The following is a 13,233-nucleotide window of genomic DNA, read 5'->3' as shown; positions in this document are numbered from 1 at the left end:
GAAAGTATCTCTGATGGCAGAATCAACTGTGCCAATGCTAATAGTCCTTGATTGTTCATGGTACAAAGGTGCAAATTTTCTATAGAATTAAAGAATTTTCCCCCTGATTTATCGGGTGAGCCTCCATAACCCTCACTTTAATTGAAGATAAAGATACGATTATATTTTAGAAATAAAAAGCCCCGCTATTCTTTCGAACAGCGAGGCCTTTTGGAAGCGAGCGGAAGACGGGACTCGAACCCGCGACCCTAACCTTGGCAAGGTTATGCTCTACCAACTGAGCTACTTCCGCAATTAAATTAGATCGTACTCGAAGCGGGACTTGAACCCGCACAGCCGCAATGGCCAAAGGATTTTAAGTCCTTCGTGTCTACCGATTCCACCATTCGAGCATCCACCTCTTCTCTAAGAGTTGAGCGGAAGACGGGACTCGAACCCGCGACCCTAACCTTGGCAAGGTTATGCTCTACCAACTGAGCTACTTCCGCATTGTTTGTTTCTCTTTTGCGAGTGCAAAGGTAGTACAAATATTTATACTACCAAACATTTCCGGTGAAAAATTTAATTATGGATGTAAATTTTATTACCGTTTGTATCGACGACATATTGTTTGAGGGCTTGTTTCTCCTCAGCGCAAGGTCCTTCCACCGGATTGCCGATACCGTTTAAAAGTTCAAATTTACTACCGCATTTCGGACAAATGGCGTATACGGCAGATTCGTCCACATCTACGATGACATTAGCGGATGCCTCATGAGGACAAGCGGCATCGAACGCAAAGAATGCACCGGTTCCGTTACTGGACAATCCATGATAAACCAATACGCCTCCAAACCCTGTTTGCTCGCCAGCTTGGTCTACATCTTTAGAGGTGTAGATCTTATAAGCCTGTATTGCATTCAACGCTTTATCTTGATAAGTCAGATCTAGTTCCAGATAGACCGCACGATAGGGAATGCGAGTCTCTATCGTATCTGCGCAAGATAATAGCGTAAACAAGATCAAAAGTGGAAATATCCGTCTTATCTTATCCATGGATCAATTTCTTTTCAGCCTCGTTCATCCGTTCGAAAGAGAAAGAACCTATCACGCTACGCATCATGGTGGCGATTGGTTCGTTACATAGATTACCGATACTGCCTTCGTGTGTATGGTTAACGCTCTTCGAAGGAACGAATTTACCGGCCTCGATATCCAAACCTACTTGCTTATAAGCGTCACGGAAAGGCATTCCGGCCAAGACACGGCGGTTCACTTCTTCCACGCTAAACAATAGAGAATATTTATCATCGTCCAATATATGCTCGTTCACTTTCACCTCACGCATCATATGAGTTACCATGCGTAAGCAATCCTTCAGCTCGTCGAAAGCCGGTAGGAAGACTTCCTTGATGATCTGGAGATCCCGGAAGTAACCGGAAGGAAGATTATTGCTGATCAAGATGATTTGCTGAGGCAAGCCTTGAAGCTTATTGCATTTGGCACGTGTCAACTCAAATACATCCGGATTCTTCTTATGCGGCATGATACTGGAGCCGGTCGTGAACTGATCCGGCAGTTTGATGAAGCCAAAGTTCTGGCTATTGAACATACAAGCGTCGAACGCTAACTTGGAGAGCGTAGCGGCGATACCCGCCATAGCGAAAGCCACGGTGCGTTCCATCTTGCCACGTCCCATCTGGGCGTATACCACATTGTAGTCCAGCGAGTCGAAACCTAATAAATCCGTAGTCATCTGGCGGTTTAGCGGGAAGGATGAACCATATCCGGCGGCGGAACCCAGCGGGTTACGGTTGCAAATACGGTATGCGGCTTGCATAAGTTGCAAATCATCTACCAAGCTCTCCGCGTAAGCGCCGAACCAAAGTCCGAACGAAGAGGGCATAGCTACCTGTAGATGCGTATATCCGGGAAGCAGTACATCCTTGTACCGGTTACTCTGGGAGATCAAAACGTCGAACAAGCCGGAAACCAACTCAACCAATTCTTGTATTTGCGAACGGGTGAAAAGTTTCAGATCCAATAGAACCTGATCATTGCGGGAACGCCCGCTATGGATCTTCTTGCCCATATCGCCCAAACGGCGTGTAAGCATGAGTTCCACCTGCGAGTGCACATCCTCGATGCCTTCCTCGATGATGAATTCTCCACGATCCGCTACGGCGTATATATTCCGTAATTCTGCTAATAAGACGTTTAGTTCCTCTTTGGTCAATAAACCGATACTTTCCAGCATCGTGATATGCGCCATAGAGCCTAATACGTCATATTTAGCGAGGTAAAGATCCATCTCACGGTCCTTACCTACCGTGAAGATATCTACTTCATGATCTACCTGTACATTTTTTTCCCAAAGTTTCTGAGCCATAATGAAAAAGGAATTAATAAGGCAAGGAGGCGATAACGGTCGAGATTTTATCCACAGCCTCTTGCAAAGGTTTCGATACCATTGGTTTCAAGAACGGATTCAGATCGGCACGAACCGTGATTTTTAACCGTGTGTCGTCCTCGGCCACCTGTTTCAATTGTATCCACAAGAAAAGGGGAACAGGAGAGTTGGTCGTCGTGAACTTGATTAATTTATTCGGCTCTCTTTCTACGATCTGGAAGGTAATCTTACCAACGGGATCGACAGCGAAACTACAGGTATCGCTGTCGAACTCAAAATTTTTTATTTTATCTTGCGGGATGCGATCCTTGATACGTTCCAAGTTGGAAAGATCGGACAACATCGTGAAGATACGTTCATCATTGTGTGGGATCTGTTTGACCTCACTCACAAATTCTTCAGTCATTGAGTGTCTTTTTGTTTATTACTTATTTCGGGTCCCAGTTAGCCGGATCTTTACGCCATTCCTGAAGAACCGCGATCTCAGACTCATCGATGTAATGCGTACGGACAGCTTCTTCCAAGACTGCGTCGTAGTTACTCAATGTAGTCAATGTTACTTTAGCGTCTTTGAAAGCGGCTTCCGCTACAGGGAATCCATAGGTAAAGATAGCTACCATACCCGCGACATCGCAACCAAAGTTACGTACGGCCTGTACGGCTTTCAAGCTACTACCTCCGGTAGATACCAAATCCTCGATGATCACTACTTTAGAACCCGGTTTCAATTCTCCTTCGATAAGGTTTTCCAATCCATGATCTTTTGGCGTAGAGCGGATGTATACGAATGGCAATCCTAATAAATCGGCTACTAAAGCACCTTGAGCGATCGCGCCTGTAGCAACACCGGCAATGGCATCTACGTTCTCGAATTTTTCACTAATCACACGAGCCAACTCCAATTTAATGAAGCTACGAACGACCGGATAAGAAAGAGTCTTTCGGTTGTCATTGTAGATCGGAGATTTCCAGCCGGATGCCCAAGTAAACGGATTGGCCGGTTGCAACTTTACGGCTTTAATCTTTAATAATTTTTCTGCTACTAAACTTTCCAGTGTTTTCATACAATCCTATATTTATATCAGTTTGCAAAAATAGATAAACTGAATGACATTACCTTGAATATCGTACGTTAATTTTTTATTAATATTTATGCGACAGATAGGGCTAAAATGCTGATGCGTATGCCCGGAATCCCTGATAAAGCCTTTGCGCAAGCGGAAATCGTGGCTCCGGTTGTGATCACGTCGTCTATGAGCAGGATATGTTTGTTTTTTAAGCTTTCCGGATGAATGACGTTAAAAATAGAACATACATTTAACCAGCGGTCGTAAATGGCCTTACGAGTTTGGGTGCTTGTGTGGGTGGTGCGGGCCAGACTTTGCGTATCGATGGGGATATCCCATATGGAACGGATGCCGGAGGCGATCCATTCGGACTGGTTGTAACCTCTTTGCCGTTTTTTGCGGGGATGCAGGGGAACGGGGATAAGGAGGTCTACGGTACATATCGGGCTGTGATCCGTTTGGAGCTCTCTCGCTATCTGCCGTCCGAGTAGATAGCCCAGCTCTTTATTATCATGGTATTTGAGCGAGTGTATCAGGCTTTGTACTTTTCCGCCTTTCTCGTATCGTAGATAAGCGGTGGCGTATTCGATCCGGTCTTTTCCGATAAAAAGTTGCTCGACGGGGTTGTTCGCCTGTCGATGATATCCCGTGTGCGGCAGGTCGCATAGGCATTTCAGGCAAATTTGTTCTTCTCCCTCGACGAGTGGTCGTTTACATATTTTACATAAGTTTGGGAAAAACAGGTTGAGCAGATTATTCCATGTCGTCGGCATAATCCTCGCAGTCTGTTCCTTTGAATAATTGGCTTAGGCAATCCAACGTGATCCGGCTTTCGAAACCTCGTCCGGCGGCGAAACGGAGTAACTTGTTGAATAGGTCCCGCTCGTCTTTTCCTTTGGTCGATTTCTTTTTGCTTTTTAGTAAATCGAGTAAGATGGAGCGGTATTCTCCCTCGTCAATGGCGGCGAGCGATTCTTCCCGGATCGGGGAGGGGATGTTTTTCTTATAAAGCTCGTAGCCTATTTTTACCCGTCCCCATTTATTGAACCGTAGCTTATCGTTCACGAAGAAACGGGTGTAACGGGATTCGTCGATAAACCGCTCTTTCAGCAATCGGGCGATGATACGCTCGGAGGCGTCGGGGGGAAGTCCGGCGGCATTGATCTTTTTCTGTACGTCTTGTATGCAGCGTTCGGCGGCGGAGCAATAGGCGGCTGCCCGGTGCAACATCTCGGGTTCGGTTATCTCTTTCATATTTTTGCTTTTACGATACGGTCTTTTCCGTATAAATCTTGTATTAATTCGACTTCGGTGTAATTCTCTTGACGTAGCATCGCTACGGTCTCTTTTCCGCAAAGGGCGTTGATCTCGAAGTATAGATGCCCGCCTTCCACCAAATGCCTTTGTCCGAAGCGGGCGATGGCCCGGTAAAAGAGAAGCGGATCGTCATCGGGAACGAACAAGGCCAGGTGAGGCTCGTTCTCCAAAACGTTCGCTTCCATGGTCGCTTTCTCCTTATTCATTATATAAGGAGGGTTGCTGACGATGCAATTGAAGTTGCCTATAGGAGAAACAGCGGTTTCTTCCGTATGGGATTTTGGTTTCATGTACGTGAAACTTTTGTTTTCCTTACGTGAAACTTTTGTTTCTTCTACGTGAAACTTTAGTTTTCCTTGCATGAAACTGGGATAACCTTCGGAAAGGATATCCAATTCGAGAAAAGATACGGAAACTTGATTCAGTCGGGCGTTCTCCTCGGCCACGGCAAGTGCCTCGGGCGATATATCTACCGCCGCTACCTCAGCCTTCGGAAGATGTTTCGCCAAGGAAATAGCGATACAGCCGCTTCCCGTACCAATATCTAATATACGAGGGGCTTGGCCTCGGTAGTCCGTGATGATCCGCTCGACCAACTCGGCGGTTTCCGGGCGGGGAATCAATACGTCCGGCGTCACCTTAAACTCCATCCCGTAAAAATCCGCTATGCCTAATAAGTATTGTATGGGCTTGTATAAACGCAGTCCTTCTACAATCTCCTTGATTTTAAATTTCTCCGTATCAGATAATTCTTTACCTTTGCCTAACAGGAGTTGATGGGTAGAAAGGCCGCAAACACGTTCCATGATGAGCCGGACGAGCGCTTGGGCTTCGCCGGGAGGATAAATATCTTTGAGGGAATTTCGGATGTAGGCGATGGTCTCAGTCATATCTTACTCTTGTTTTATCGCGAAAGTAGTGTAAAAACCGTTTATATGCAAAGATTATGATAGAGGTTGAAGAGAAATACATGGCTCGTTGCATCGAGTTGGCTAAAGGAGGGAGGGGAAATGTCAGTCCGAATCCGATGGTTGGCGCGGTGGTTGTGCATAAGGGCCGTATTATCGGTGAGGGATTTCACAGGAAATGTGGGGAGGCGCATGCAGAGGTGAATGCTATCGCTTCCGTGAAAGACGAGTCTTTGTTGAAAGACAGTACGATTTATGTGAGTCTGGAGCCTTGCTCTCATTATGGGAAGACGCCTCCTTGCGCCGAGTTGATTATCCGGAAAGGGATTCCACGGGTGGTGGTCGGTTGCTTGGATCCTTTTCCCGAGGTGTCGGGGCGAGGCGTGCGGATGTTGCGTGAGGCCGGTGTCGAGGTCGTCACAGGCGTGATGGAGGAAGAAGCCCGTGTGTTGAACAAGGCGTTTATGACGCTACAAACGAAAGGCCGTCCTTATATTATCTTGAAATGGGCGCAGAGCGAGGATGGGTTTATCGATCGTTTGCGTACGGACGTGTCGGAGCCGGTCACGGTTTTGTCTTCTCCGGAGACTTCCCGCTTGGTGCATAAACTTCGTTCGGAGGTGGCGGCTATCATGGTCGGTACACGGACCGCTTTATTGGACAATCCTTCATTGAACGTGCGCCATTGGTCCGGTAATTCTCCGGTTAGGGTCGTATTGGATCGCCGGCTCGTTATTCCCGATTCTTATCGGTTGCTGAATGGTTCCTCACGTACATTAATATTTACGGAGAAGGAAGTGGAAAACCGAGAGAACGTGGAGTATATCCGGATAGATTTCGAGGGTCCGGTGATCCGGCAAGTGCTAGATCATCTTGCTGTCCGGAAGTTGGATTCCTTATTGGTGGAAGGTGGGACTCAGCTGATTAATTCTTTTGTGGAAGCGGATGTATGGGACGAGGCGAGGGTGGAAACGGCCCCGGTTCGCCTGTATCAAGGGGTGCATGCGCCGATGCTTGGAAAGGAGGCTGTTAGCGGCATCTCCGGACGTTCTGTTATGAGCATTAAAAATCATAACTATGAAATTTTAAATCATAACGATGAGTTCGAAAAATCATAACTATGAATTTTAAGGCTCATATAATCAACTAAAATATTATAAATATTAGCAGGTATTAGGGTGAAAGCAAAAAATGTTTCTACTTTTGTGCCTTTATATGCGACAAACTTATGTTTTTGATGAAAAATAAATTAGTACTATTTATAACAGGTTGTTTTGCATTAGTGTTGTCTTCTTGTTTGAAATCAGAAGATGTCACTGATATAGAATTGGTTAAGAACTGCCAAATATCCTCTTTTAAGCTAAGTAGTGATTCTATCTCGGGGTTGGATACCGTGAAGTTTACGATCGACCAACTGACGGGGCGGATTTTTAACATTGACTCTCTGCCTTTTGGCACGAAGATCGAGAAAGTTGTTTGTACGATTACGGCAGCCAGTAGCTATGCGCTTAGCGGTATAGAGGTAAGCCCGTATGCTTATCCGGACTCTACTTATTACTTAAACAATTTATCAGACTCCATTAATTTCTCCGCTCCGGTAAAGTTCGTGGTTCATGCGTATGACCAAGTCACGACAAAAGTCTATATGGCGCAGGTGAATATCCATCAAGTGGTTCCGGACTCTATGGTTTGGAGTATGTACGCGAATCCTATGATTGGCATTACCGTGAAGGATCAGAAGGTGGTAACCTACGATTATAATGGATCGGAGAATTACTTTATGTATGTGAAACCCGCCGAGTCCGGTAAACCTTACCAATTATATTACGCTCCGGTAAGCGCGCCTAAGGGCTGGCAGTCATTATCCTTGACCGGTCTGCCTTCCGATGGGCTTTTGATCTCCCAGATTACCGAGTATAACAATGCTTTATATGTGCCGGCTACAAATGGCACTTTATATAGATCCGAGGATGGCTTGACTTGGAGGGCTGTAGAGAACGCCCCTTCCGTGAAATACGTTTTGGGTAGCGTGAAGCAGGGCACGAAACAGCCTTCCGCCTTAGCTACGATCGTGGATCAGGAAGGAAAGCTAGCGTTCTATGCGATGAACGAATCCATGGAGTGGATCGCCGGAGATGCGGTGCCTAGCGGATTCCCTGTTACCGGATTTAGCAATCTCCAATATGCCGCAATGTATCATGAGTACTTGATGACCGCCAGCGGACGTACCGTGGACAACCAAGTGGTTAATACGACTTGGGCGACCATGGATGGTATCTCTTGGGCGTTGATGGCTTCTGGTGACGCAAACTTCACGAAGCGTGAGGGAGCGATGATCACGAATTATGACGATAAGTTTTTCTTGATCGGAGGTATCGACGCTTCGAACAAGGCATTGAAAGATATGTATCAATCGATAGATTATGGTATTTCTTGGTCGTTGATCGACTCGATGGTGGTGTTACCGACCGACTATGCGGCGAGAGGCTTTTCCTCAATTATTGTGGATAAAGAGAATTTCGTGAACATTTTCGGAGGAAAAACCAGCACTGGTTCCAATGACTTGAACCAACTTTGGAGAGGCCGTATCAATCGTTTGATCCCGAAGGAATAGAAAAGTTCGATAGGAGATGTATAATTTTATGAGGCTTTTAGCGTTAGAAAAAGAAGTGTGGTATATATAACAGCAAGGCTTATGACTTCAACTTTTTTTCAGCGGCTTCTCATAATCATCCTATTAGCGGGTACGGTCCCTACGCTTTGGGCGCAGGAATATAAGTACGAGATCGGTGGTATGGCTGGTGGTGCCTTTTATATGGGTGACGCCAACAAGAATACGATATTTAAAGGAATGAATCCGGCGGTGGGAGCCGTGTTCCGGTATAACATCAACTTTCGTTGGGCCTTGAAAGCCAACTTGATGTGGGGACAGGTTTCCGGTAAGACCGAAGGTATGGAGAACGTTTTTCCGAATAATGCCCAAACCTCTTTCAACCGTAGTATCATGGAGTTGGGGGGACAGGCGGAGTTCAATTTTTTCCCGTATAGCGATAAGTTCGACTATGCGGGGGCGAAGCGTTTCTCTCCTTATGTCTTGGTGGGCATTGGGCTGACGGTGGCTCCGGGTGGTGGGAAGACTTTCGCCAGCCCGAATATTCCTTTAGGCGTGGGCATGAAATATAAGATCAAGAACCGCCTTAATTTAGGGTGCGAGTTCTCGTTTCGTAAGTTATTTGGCGATGGCCTAGAGGGAAAGGACATGTTGGACGATCCGTATGGTGTTAAGGGTAGCGCTCTTAAGAATAAAGATTGGTACTCTTTCTTGTTGTTGTCTGTTACATGGGATTTCGGCCCGAGGTGTCGTACTTGTAACAATGCGAAAAATATAAGTGAATATTAGTAAGATAAAAAATGTCGTTGATTGAGAAAATAGACAAGAATCGCTTGCCACGGCACGTGGCAATTATTATGGACGGGAACGGACGTTGGGCCAAGGCGAAGGGGAAAGACCGTAGCTTCGGGCATCAGGAAGGCGTTGTTTCGGTCCGTAAGATTATGGATGCGGTCACTCAACTCGGATTGAAATATCTGACGTTGTACACTTTCTCTACCGAGAACTGGAATCGTCCGGAAGAAGAGGTCCAAGCGCTGATGAGCTTGCTGGTCTCTGCCATTCACCGGGAGACTCCGGACATGATGAAGAAAAACGTTCGCCTTACCGCCATAGGCGACCTTTCCCGCTTGCGTGAGGATGCTTATAATACATTGCAAGAATGTATCGATACGACTTCGGCGAATACGGGAACCACACTTGTTCTGGCGCTTAGTTATTCTTCCCGGTGGGAGATCACCAGAGCGGCTAGGCAACTCGCCCAAGAGGTCTTGGAACAGAAAATAAACCCCAATGATATAACCGAGGCTATGGTCTCGGACCACTTGACGACCAAAAATATCCCCGATCCCGATCTTTTGATACGGACCGGAGGAGAGAAACGCATCAGTAACTTCTTGCTATGGCAGTTGTCATATGCTGAATTCTTCTTTACGGATGTGTTTTGGCCGGATTTCAGAGAAGAAGAGTTGTATGAGGCTATATTGTATTACCAGCAACGTGAGCGTCGTTTCGGTAAGACAAGTGAGCAATTAATCTTATAAACAATAGCTGTTATATGTACAAAAGAATAGTGCTGTTTTTTATTTGCTTGGGTTTCGCTTGCGGTGCGTTTGCCCAAGAAATAGACACTACCCAAGTTGAGGCGCCGGCAGAAGTGCCGGTCATTTCGTACTCGTTAGCTCCGAAGAAATACAAGATCGCGGATATAAAGATTACGGGTATCAAGAATTATGATGATTTTGTGTTGATCGGCTTCTCGGGCTTGTCGGTAGGCGATGAGATTACCGTACCGGGAGAGGAGATCACTACAGCAGTGAAGCGTTTTTGGAAACATGGCTTGTTTTCGGATGTGAAGATCTTGGCGACGAAGATCGAGGGCGACCAGATTTGGCTGGAGATCCAGCTGAGGCAGCGTCCGCGTATCTCGCAAGTCAATTACCACGGGATCAAGAAAGGCGAGCGTGAGGACTTGGAGGCGAAGCTGGGTTTGAAGAAAGGTTTCCAGGTGACGCCGAACGTCATGGACCGTGCCAAGATCGTGATCCAGAAGTTCTTCGATGGCAAAGGCTTTAAGAACGTGGATGTCGAGATCGAGCAAAAGGACGATCCCGCGAATGAAGGCGAGGTGATCGTGGATATCAATATCGATAAGAATGAAAAGACCAAGATCCATCGTATCTATTTTGAGGGTAACGAAAAACTGACTGCCCGGGAGTTGAAGAAGGCGATGAAGAAGACGAACGAGAAGTTCAGCTTGCCGAACGACTGGAAAACCAGTATCATGGAGATGTTCAGCACGAAGAAGTTCACGACTGAGGAATATGAGAACGATAAGAAAAATATAATCGCTAAATATAACGAGCATGGTTATCGCGACGCCGTATTGTTGTCCGATAGCGTAGCGAACTTTAACGAGAAGAAGGTAGATATCTTCTTGAAAGTGGATGAAGGTGAGAAATACTATTTGAAAGATATTCGCTTCGTGGGTAATACGCAATATTCTACGGACTATTTGATGGCCGTGTTGGGTATGAAGCCAGGCGAGGTGTATAATCAAAAGAAATTGAACGAACGTTTGAGTACGGATGAGGATGCCGTTTCGAATGTCTATTTTAATAACGGTTATTTGTTCTTCAACGCCGATCCGGTAGAGGTGGATGTAGCGAATGACTCGATCTCGTTGGAGATCCGTATCCAAGAGGGTCCGCAGGCGACGATCAACCGTATTATCATTAATGGTAATGACCGTTTGTATGAGGACATCGTTCGCCGTGAGTTGCGTACCAAGCCGGGTATGTTATTCAGCCGTGACGACTTGATGCGTTCCGTTCGTGAGTTGGCTCAGATGGGACACTTCGACCCGGAAAACATGAATCCGGTGCCGCTGCCTGATCCTGAGAATGGAACCGTGGATATCGAGTATAACTTGGTTTCCAAGGCGAATGACCAGATCGAGTTCTCCGCAGGTTGGGGACAGACGGGTGTGATCGGTAAGTTAAGTTTGAAGTTTACGAACTTCTCTATGAAGAACTTCTTGAACCCGAAAACCTATAAGGGCATCATCCCGCAAGGTGAGGGACAGACATTGACCTTGAGCGGCCAGACGAACGGGCGTTATTATCAGGCTTACAGCATCTCCTTTATGGATCCTTGGTTCGGCGGTAAACGACCGAATACATTGTCTGTCAGCGCTTATTTCTCAAAGCAAACCGATATCAGTAGCAATTACTTGACCAATTCCGGTTATGGTTATGGCTATCCGGGCTATGGCTATGGTTATCCCGGTTATTATGGGGGCGGTTATGGCTATGGTAGCAACTATTACGGCAACTATGGTTACAATAATAGTTATGAGTATGCTTACGACCCGGATAAGTCTATCATGATGTTCGGTTTAGCGGCTGGTTATGGTAAACGCTTGAATTGGCCGGATGACTACTTCCAGTTCATGGCGACGTTGAACTATCAGCTGTATATGATGCATGATTGGGATTATTTCTTGGTTAATAACGGAAATTGCCATAATATCAACTTGGAGTTGATGTTGCAACGTAACTCTATCGATAACCCGTTGTATACTCGTAAGGGTTCACAATTTATGCTGTCCGTAGCGGCTACGCCTCCTTATTCTTTGTTTGATAATAAGGATTATGGAGCGATGTCAAGCTCAGACCCGGATAAATATAAATTCATCGAGTATCATAAATGGAAGTTCAAAGCGAAGATATTCTCTCCGTTGGCTCCGTTGACCGTGAAACGTACGCCGGTATTGATGACCCGTGTTGAGTATGGTTTCTTAGGTACTTATAATAAAAATAAGAAGTCTCCGTTCGAGACCTTCTATATGGGTGGTGACGGTATGAGTGGTTACTCCAGTACCTATGCTCAGGAAACGATCGGTTTGAGAGGTTATGAGAATGGTAGTATCGCCGGTAATGGTGGTTACAACTCTTATGGATACGCTTATTCTCGTTTGGCTATGGAGTTGAGATATCCGTTCTTGCTGGAGCCTTCCTCTACGATCTACGGATTGGTATTTGTGGAGGCTGGTAACGCTTGGACTGATTTGAAGAATTTTAATCCGTTTAACTTGAAACGCTCCGCCGGTGTCGGTGTCCGTATATTCTTGCCGATGATCGGTTTGATGGGACTCGACTGGGCTTATGGTTTCGACGAGCCGAATTATGGATCTAATGGTAAACGTAGCGGTAGTAACCTGCACTTTATCATCGGACAGGAATTCTAAAATATAGATCGGGTATAGCTTCGTATGTAGAGACGGGGCGTGTTCCGTATGTGGAGACGGGGCACGCCCCGTCTCTACATTTAAATAAATACTTTTAACGAATATTGGTAGGCTGTAAGTAAACCCTCTGTTATATTTGCAGTCATAAAGTAGAACTATAAATAAAGAGAGTATGAAAAAGATTATCACATTGAGCTGTCTGATGTTGCTTTGTTCTTTTGCCGGCATGGCACAGAAGTTCGCTTTAATCGACATGGAATATATATTGAAGAATATTCCGGCTTACGAAATGACCAATGAGCAGTTGAGCCAAGTTTCCAAGAAATGGCAAAATGAGGTGGAAGCGATTCAGCAAGAAGCTCAGAATATGTATAAGAATTATCAGAGCGATCTGGTATTCCTCTCCGCCGAGATGAAAACGAAACGTGAGGAAGAGATCGTGAAGAAAGAGCAAGAGGCGCAAGATCTGAAACGTAAATATTTCGGTCCTGAGGGTGAGTTATATAAGAAACGCGAGAGTTTGATGAAACCGATTCAAGACGAGGTGTATAATGCGGTGAAAGAAATCTCGGAAGACAAGGGATATCAAATTGTTTGGGATCGAGCTTCAGCTATGAGCATTATTTTCGCTTCTCCGAAGATCGATATCAGTAATGAAGTGCTGATTAAGTTAGGATATTCAAAATAAATGC

Annotated in this window: 13 protein-coding genes and 3 tRNA genes; 6 read left to right on the top strand and 10 right to left on the bottom strand. The window is 45.8% G+C overall.

The window, feature by feature from the left end; all coding sequences use genetic code 11:
• Nucleotides 1–219 precede the first annotated feature (219 nt).
• The 10 genes from NBH16_RS13140 to NBH16_RS13095 all read right to left on the bottom strand — a co-directional run bounded on the left by NBH16_RS13140 (nt 220) and on the right by NBH16_RS13095 (nt 5,663).
• A tRNA-Gly gene (locus tag NBH16_RS13140) sits at nt 220–292 on the bottom strand.
• 15 nt (nt 293–307) lie between these two features.
• A tRNA-Leu gene (locus NBH16_RS13135) sits at nt 308–392 on the bottom strand.
• A 23-nt stretch (nt 393–415) separates the two neighbouring features.
• Nucleotides 416–488 (bottom strand) — tRNA-Gly (locus tag NBH16_RS13130).
• A gap of 73 nt (nt 489–561) precedes the next feature.
• The gene (locus tag NBH16_RS13125; RefSeq protein ID WP_005867883.1) at nt 562–1,035 is read right to left on the bottom strand and encodes a Rieske (2Fe-2S) protein; all 474 of its coding nucleotides are present in this window, start codon (nt 1,033–1,035) and stop codon (nt 562–564) included.
• Nucleotides 1,028–2,368, bottom strand: coding sequence for an argininosuccinate lyase (gene argH / locus NBH16_RS13120; RefSeq protein WP_005867884.1), 1,341 nt, complete (start codon nt 2,366–2,368; stop codon nt 1,028–1,030). Before argH ends, NBH16_RS13125 begins: the two co-directional genes overlap by 8 nt.
• 13 nt (nt 2,369–2,381) lie before the next feature.
• The gene (locus tag NBH16_RS13115; protein ID WP_005858994.1) at nt 2,382–2,795 is read right to left on the bottom strand and encodes an SRPBCC family protein; all 414 of its coding nucleotides are present in this window, start codon (nt 2,793–2,795) and stop codon (nt 2,382–2,384) included.
• 22 nt (nt 2,796–2,817) lie between these two features.
• Nucleotides 2,818–3,453: an orotate phosphoribosyltransferase gene (gene pyrE, locus NBH16_RS13110; RefSeq protein ID WP_005858992.1), complete on the bottom strand. Its 636-nt coding sequence runs from the start codon at nt 3,451–3,453 to the stop codon at nt 2,818–2,820.
• Nucleotides 3,454–3,539: 86 nt separating this feature from the next.
• The gene (locus NBH16_RS13105) at nt 3,540–4,229 is read right to left on the bottom strand and encodes a ComF family protein (protein ID WP_250788703.1); all 690 of its coding nucleotides are present in this window, start codon (nt 4,227–4,229) and stop codon (nt 3,540–3,542) included.
• Complete coding sequence (locus tag NBH16_RS13100) at nt 4,210–4,710, bottom strand: regulatory protein RecX (protein WP_250788701.1); 501 nt, start codon at nt 4,708–4,710, stop codon at nt 4,210–4,212. The genes NBH16_RS13105 and NBH16_RS13100 overlap by 20 nt, the downstream gene beginning before the upstream one ends.
• On the bottom strand, nt 4,707–5,663 hold the full coding sequence (locus NBH16_RS13095; RefSeq protein ID WP_008772661.1) for a N5-glutamine methyltransferase family protein: 957 nt from the start codon (nt 5,661–5,663) through the stop codon (nt 4,707–4,709). The genes NBH16_RS13100 and NBH16_RS13095 overlap by 4 nt, the downstream gene beginning before the upstream one ends.
• A 56-nt stretch (nt 5,664–5,719) precedes the next feature.
• Between NBH16_RS13095 and ribD the strand changes: the two genes are divergently transcribed.
• From ribD to NBH16_RS13065, 6 genes are all read left to right on the top strand, one after another.
• Nucleotides 5,720–6,799: a bifunctional diaminohydroxyphosphoribosylaminopyrimidine deaminase/5-amino-6-(5-phosphoribosylamino)uracil reductase RibD gene (gene ribD, locus NBH16_RS13090; RefSeq protein ID WP_211736942.1), complete on the top strand. Its 1,080-nt coding sequence runs from the start codon at nt 5,720–5,722 to the stop codon at nt 6,797–6,799.
• Between the two features lie 119 nt (nt 6,800–6,918).
• Nucleotides 6,919–8,295 (top strand): BamI family beta-barrel-assembly machinery protein, encoded by a 1,377-nt coding sequence (bamI, locus tag NBH16_RS13085; RefSeq protein ID WP_034531826.1) that lies wholly within the window; start codon nt 6,919–6,921, stop codon nt 8,293–8,295.
• 81 nt (nt 8,296–8,376) lie between these two features.
• Nucleotides 8,377–9,081 carry a type IX secretion system protein PorG gene (gene porG, locus NBH16_RS13080; protein ID WP_008772658.1) on the top strand — a complete coding sequence of 235 codons (705 nt, stop codon included), beginning with the start codon at nt 8,377–8,379 and terminating at the stop codon, nt 9,079–9,081.
• An 11-nt stretch (nt 9,082–9,092) separates the two neighbouring features.
• Nucleotides 9,093–9,836 carry an undecaprenyl pyrophosphate synthase gene (gene uppS, locus NBH16_RS13075; RefSeq protein ID WP_005858978.1) on the top strand — a complete coding sequence of 248 codons (744 nt, stop codon included), beginning with the start codon at nt 9,093–9,095 and terminating at the stop codon, nt 9,834–9,836.
• Between the two features lie 14 nt (nt 9,837–9,850).
• Nucleotides 9,851–12,541, top strand: coding sequence for an outer membrane protein assembly factor BamA (gene bamA, locus NBH16_RS13070; protein WP_250788700.1), 2,691 nt, complete (start codon nt 9,851–9,853; stop codon nt 12,539–12,541).
• A gap of 172 nt (nt 12,542–12,713) precedes the next feature.
• Nucleotides 12,714–13,229 carry an OmpH/Skp family outer membrane protein gene (locus NBH16_RS13065; RefSeq protein WP_005858974.1) on the top strand — a complete coding sequence of 172 codons (516 nt, stop codon included), beginning with the start codon at nt 12,714–12,716 and terminating at the stop codon, nt 13,227–13,229.
• The last annotated feature ends 4 nt before the right edge of the window (nt 13,230–13,233 follow it).

The sequence above is a fragment of the Parabacteroides sp. Y3-G-102 genome (genome assembly GCF_023656845.1).
Lineage (GTDB): Bacteria > Bacteroidota > Bacteroidia > Bacteroidales > Tannerellaceae > Parabacteroides > Parabacteroides distasonis.
This window is presented reverse-complemented; position numbering and strand designations above follow the sequence as displayed.

Bases quoted from the DNA above. Each gene is read 5' to 3' on its own strand.
- ribD (WP_211736942.1), top strand. From the start codon at position 5,720: ATGATAGAGGTTGAAGAGAAATACATGGCTCGTTGCATCGAGTTGGCT.
- NBH16_RS13105 (WP_250788703.1), bottom strand. From the start codon at position 4,229: ATGCCGACGACATGGAATAATCTGCTCAACCTGTTTTTCCCAAACTTA.
- NBH16_RS13100 (WP_250788701.1), bottom strand. From the start codon at position 4,710: ATGAAAGAGATAACCGAACCCGAGATGTTGCACCGGGCAGCCGCCTAT.
- uppS (WP_005858978.1), top strand. From the start codon at position 9,093: ATGTCGTTGATTGAGAAAATAGACAAGAATCGCTTGCCACGGCACGTG.
- porG (WP_008772658.1), top strand. From the start codon at position 8,377: ATGACTTCAACTTTTTTTCAGCGGCTTCTCATAATCATCCTATTAGCG.
- NBH16_RS13065 (WP_005858974.1), top strand. From the start codon at position 12,714: ATGAAAAAGATTATCACATTGAGCTGTCTGATGTTGCTTTGTTCTTTT.
- bamI (WP_034531826.1), top strand. From the start codon at position 6,919: ATGAAAAATAAATTAGTACTATTTATAACAGGTTGTTTTGCATTAGTG.
- argH (WP_005867884.1), bottom strand. From the start codon at position 2,368: ATGGCTCAGAAACTTTGGGAAAAAAATGTACAGGTAGATCATGAAGTA.
- NBH16_RS13125 (WP_005867883.1), bottom strand. From the start codon at position 1,035: ATGGATAAGATAAGACGGATATTTCCACTTTTGATCTTGTTTACGCTA.
- NBH16_RS13115 (WP_005858994.1), bottom strand. From the start codon at position 2,795: ATGACTGAAGAATTTGTGAGTGAGGTCAAACAGATCCCACACAATGAT.
- NBH16_RS13095 (WP_008772661.1), bottom strand. From the start codon at position 5,663: ATGACTGAGACCATCGCCTACATCCGAAATTCCCTCAAAGATATTTAT.
- bamA (WP_250788700.1), top strand. From the start codon at position 9,851: ATGTACAAAAGAATAGTGCTGTTTTTTATTTGCTTGGGTTTCGCTTGC.
- pyrE (WP_005858992.1), bottom strand. From the start codon at position 3,453: ATGAAAACACTGGAAAGTTTAGTAGCAGAAAAATTATTAAAGATTAAA.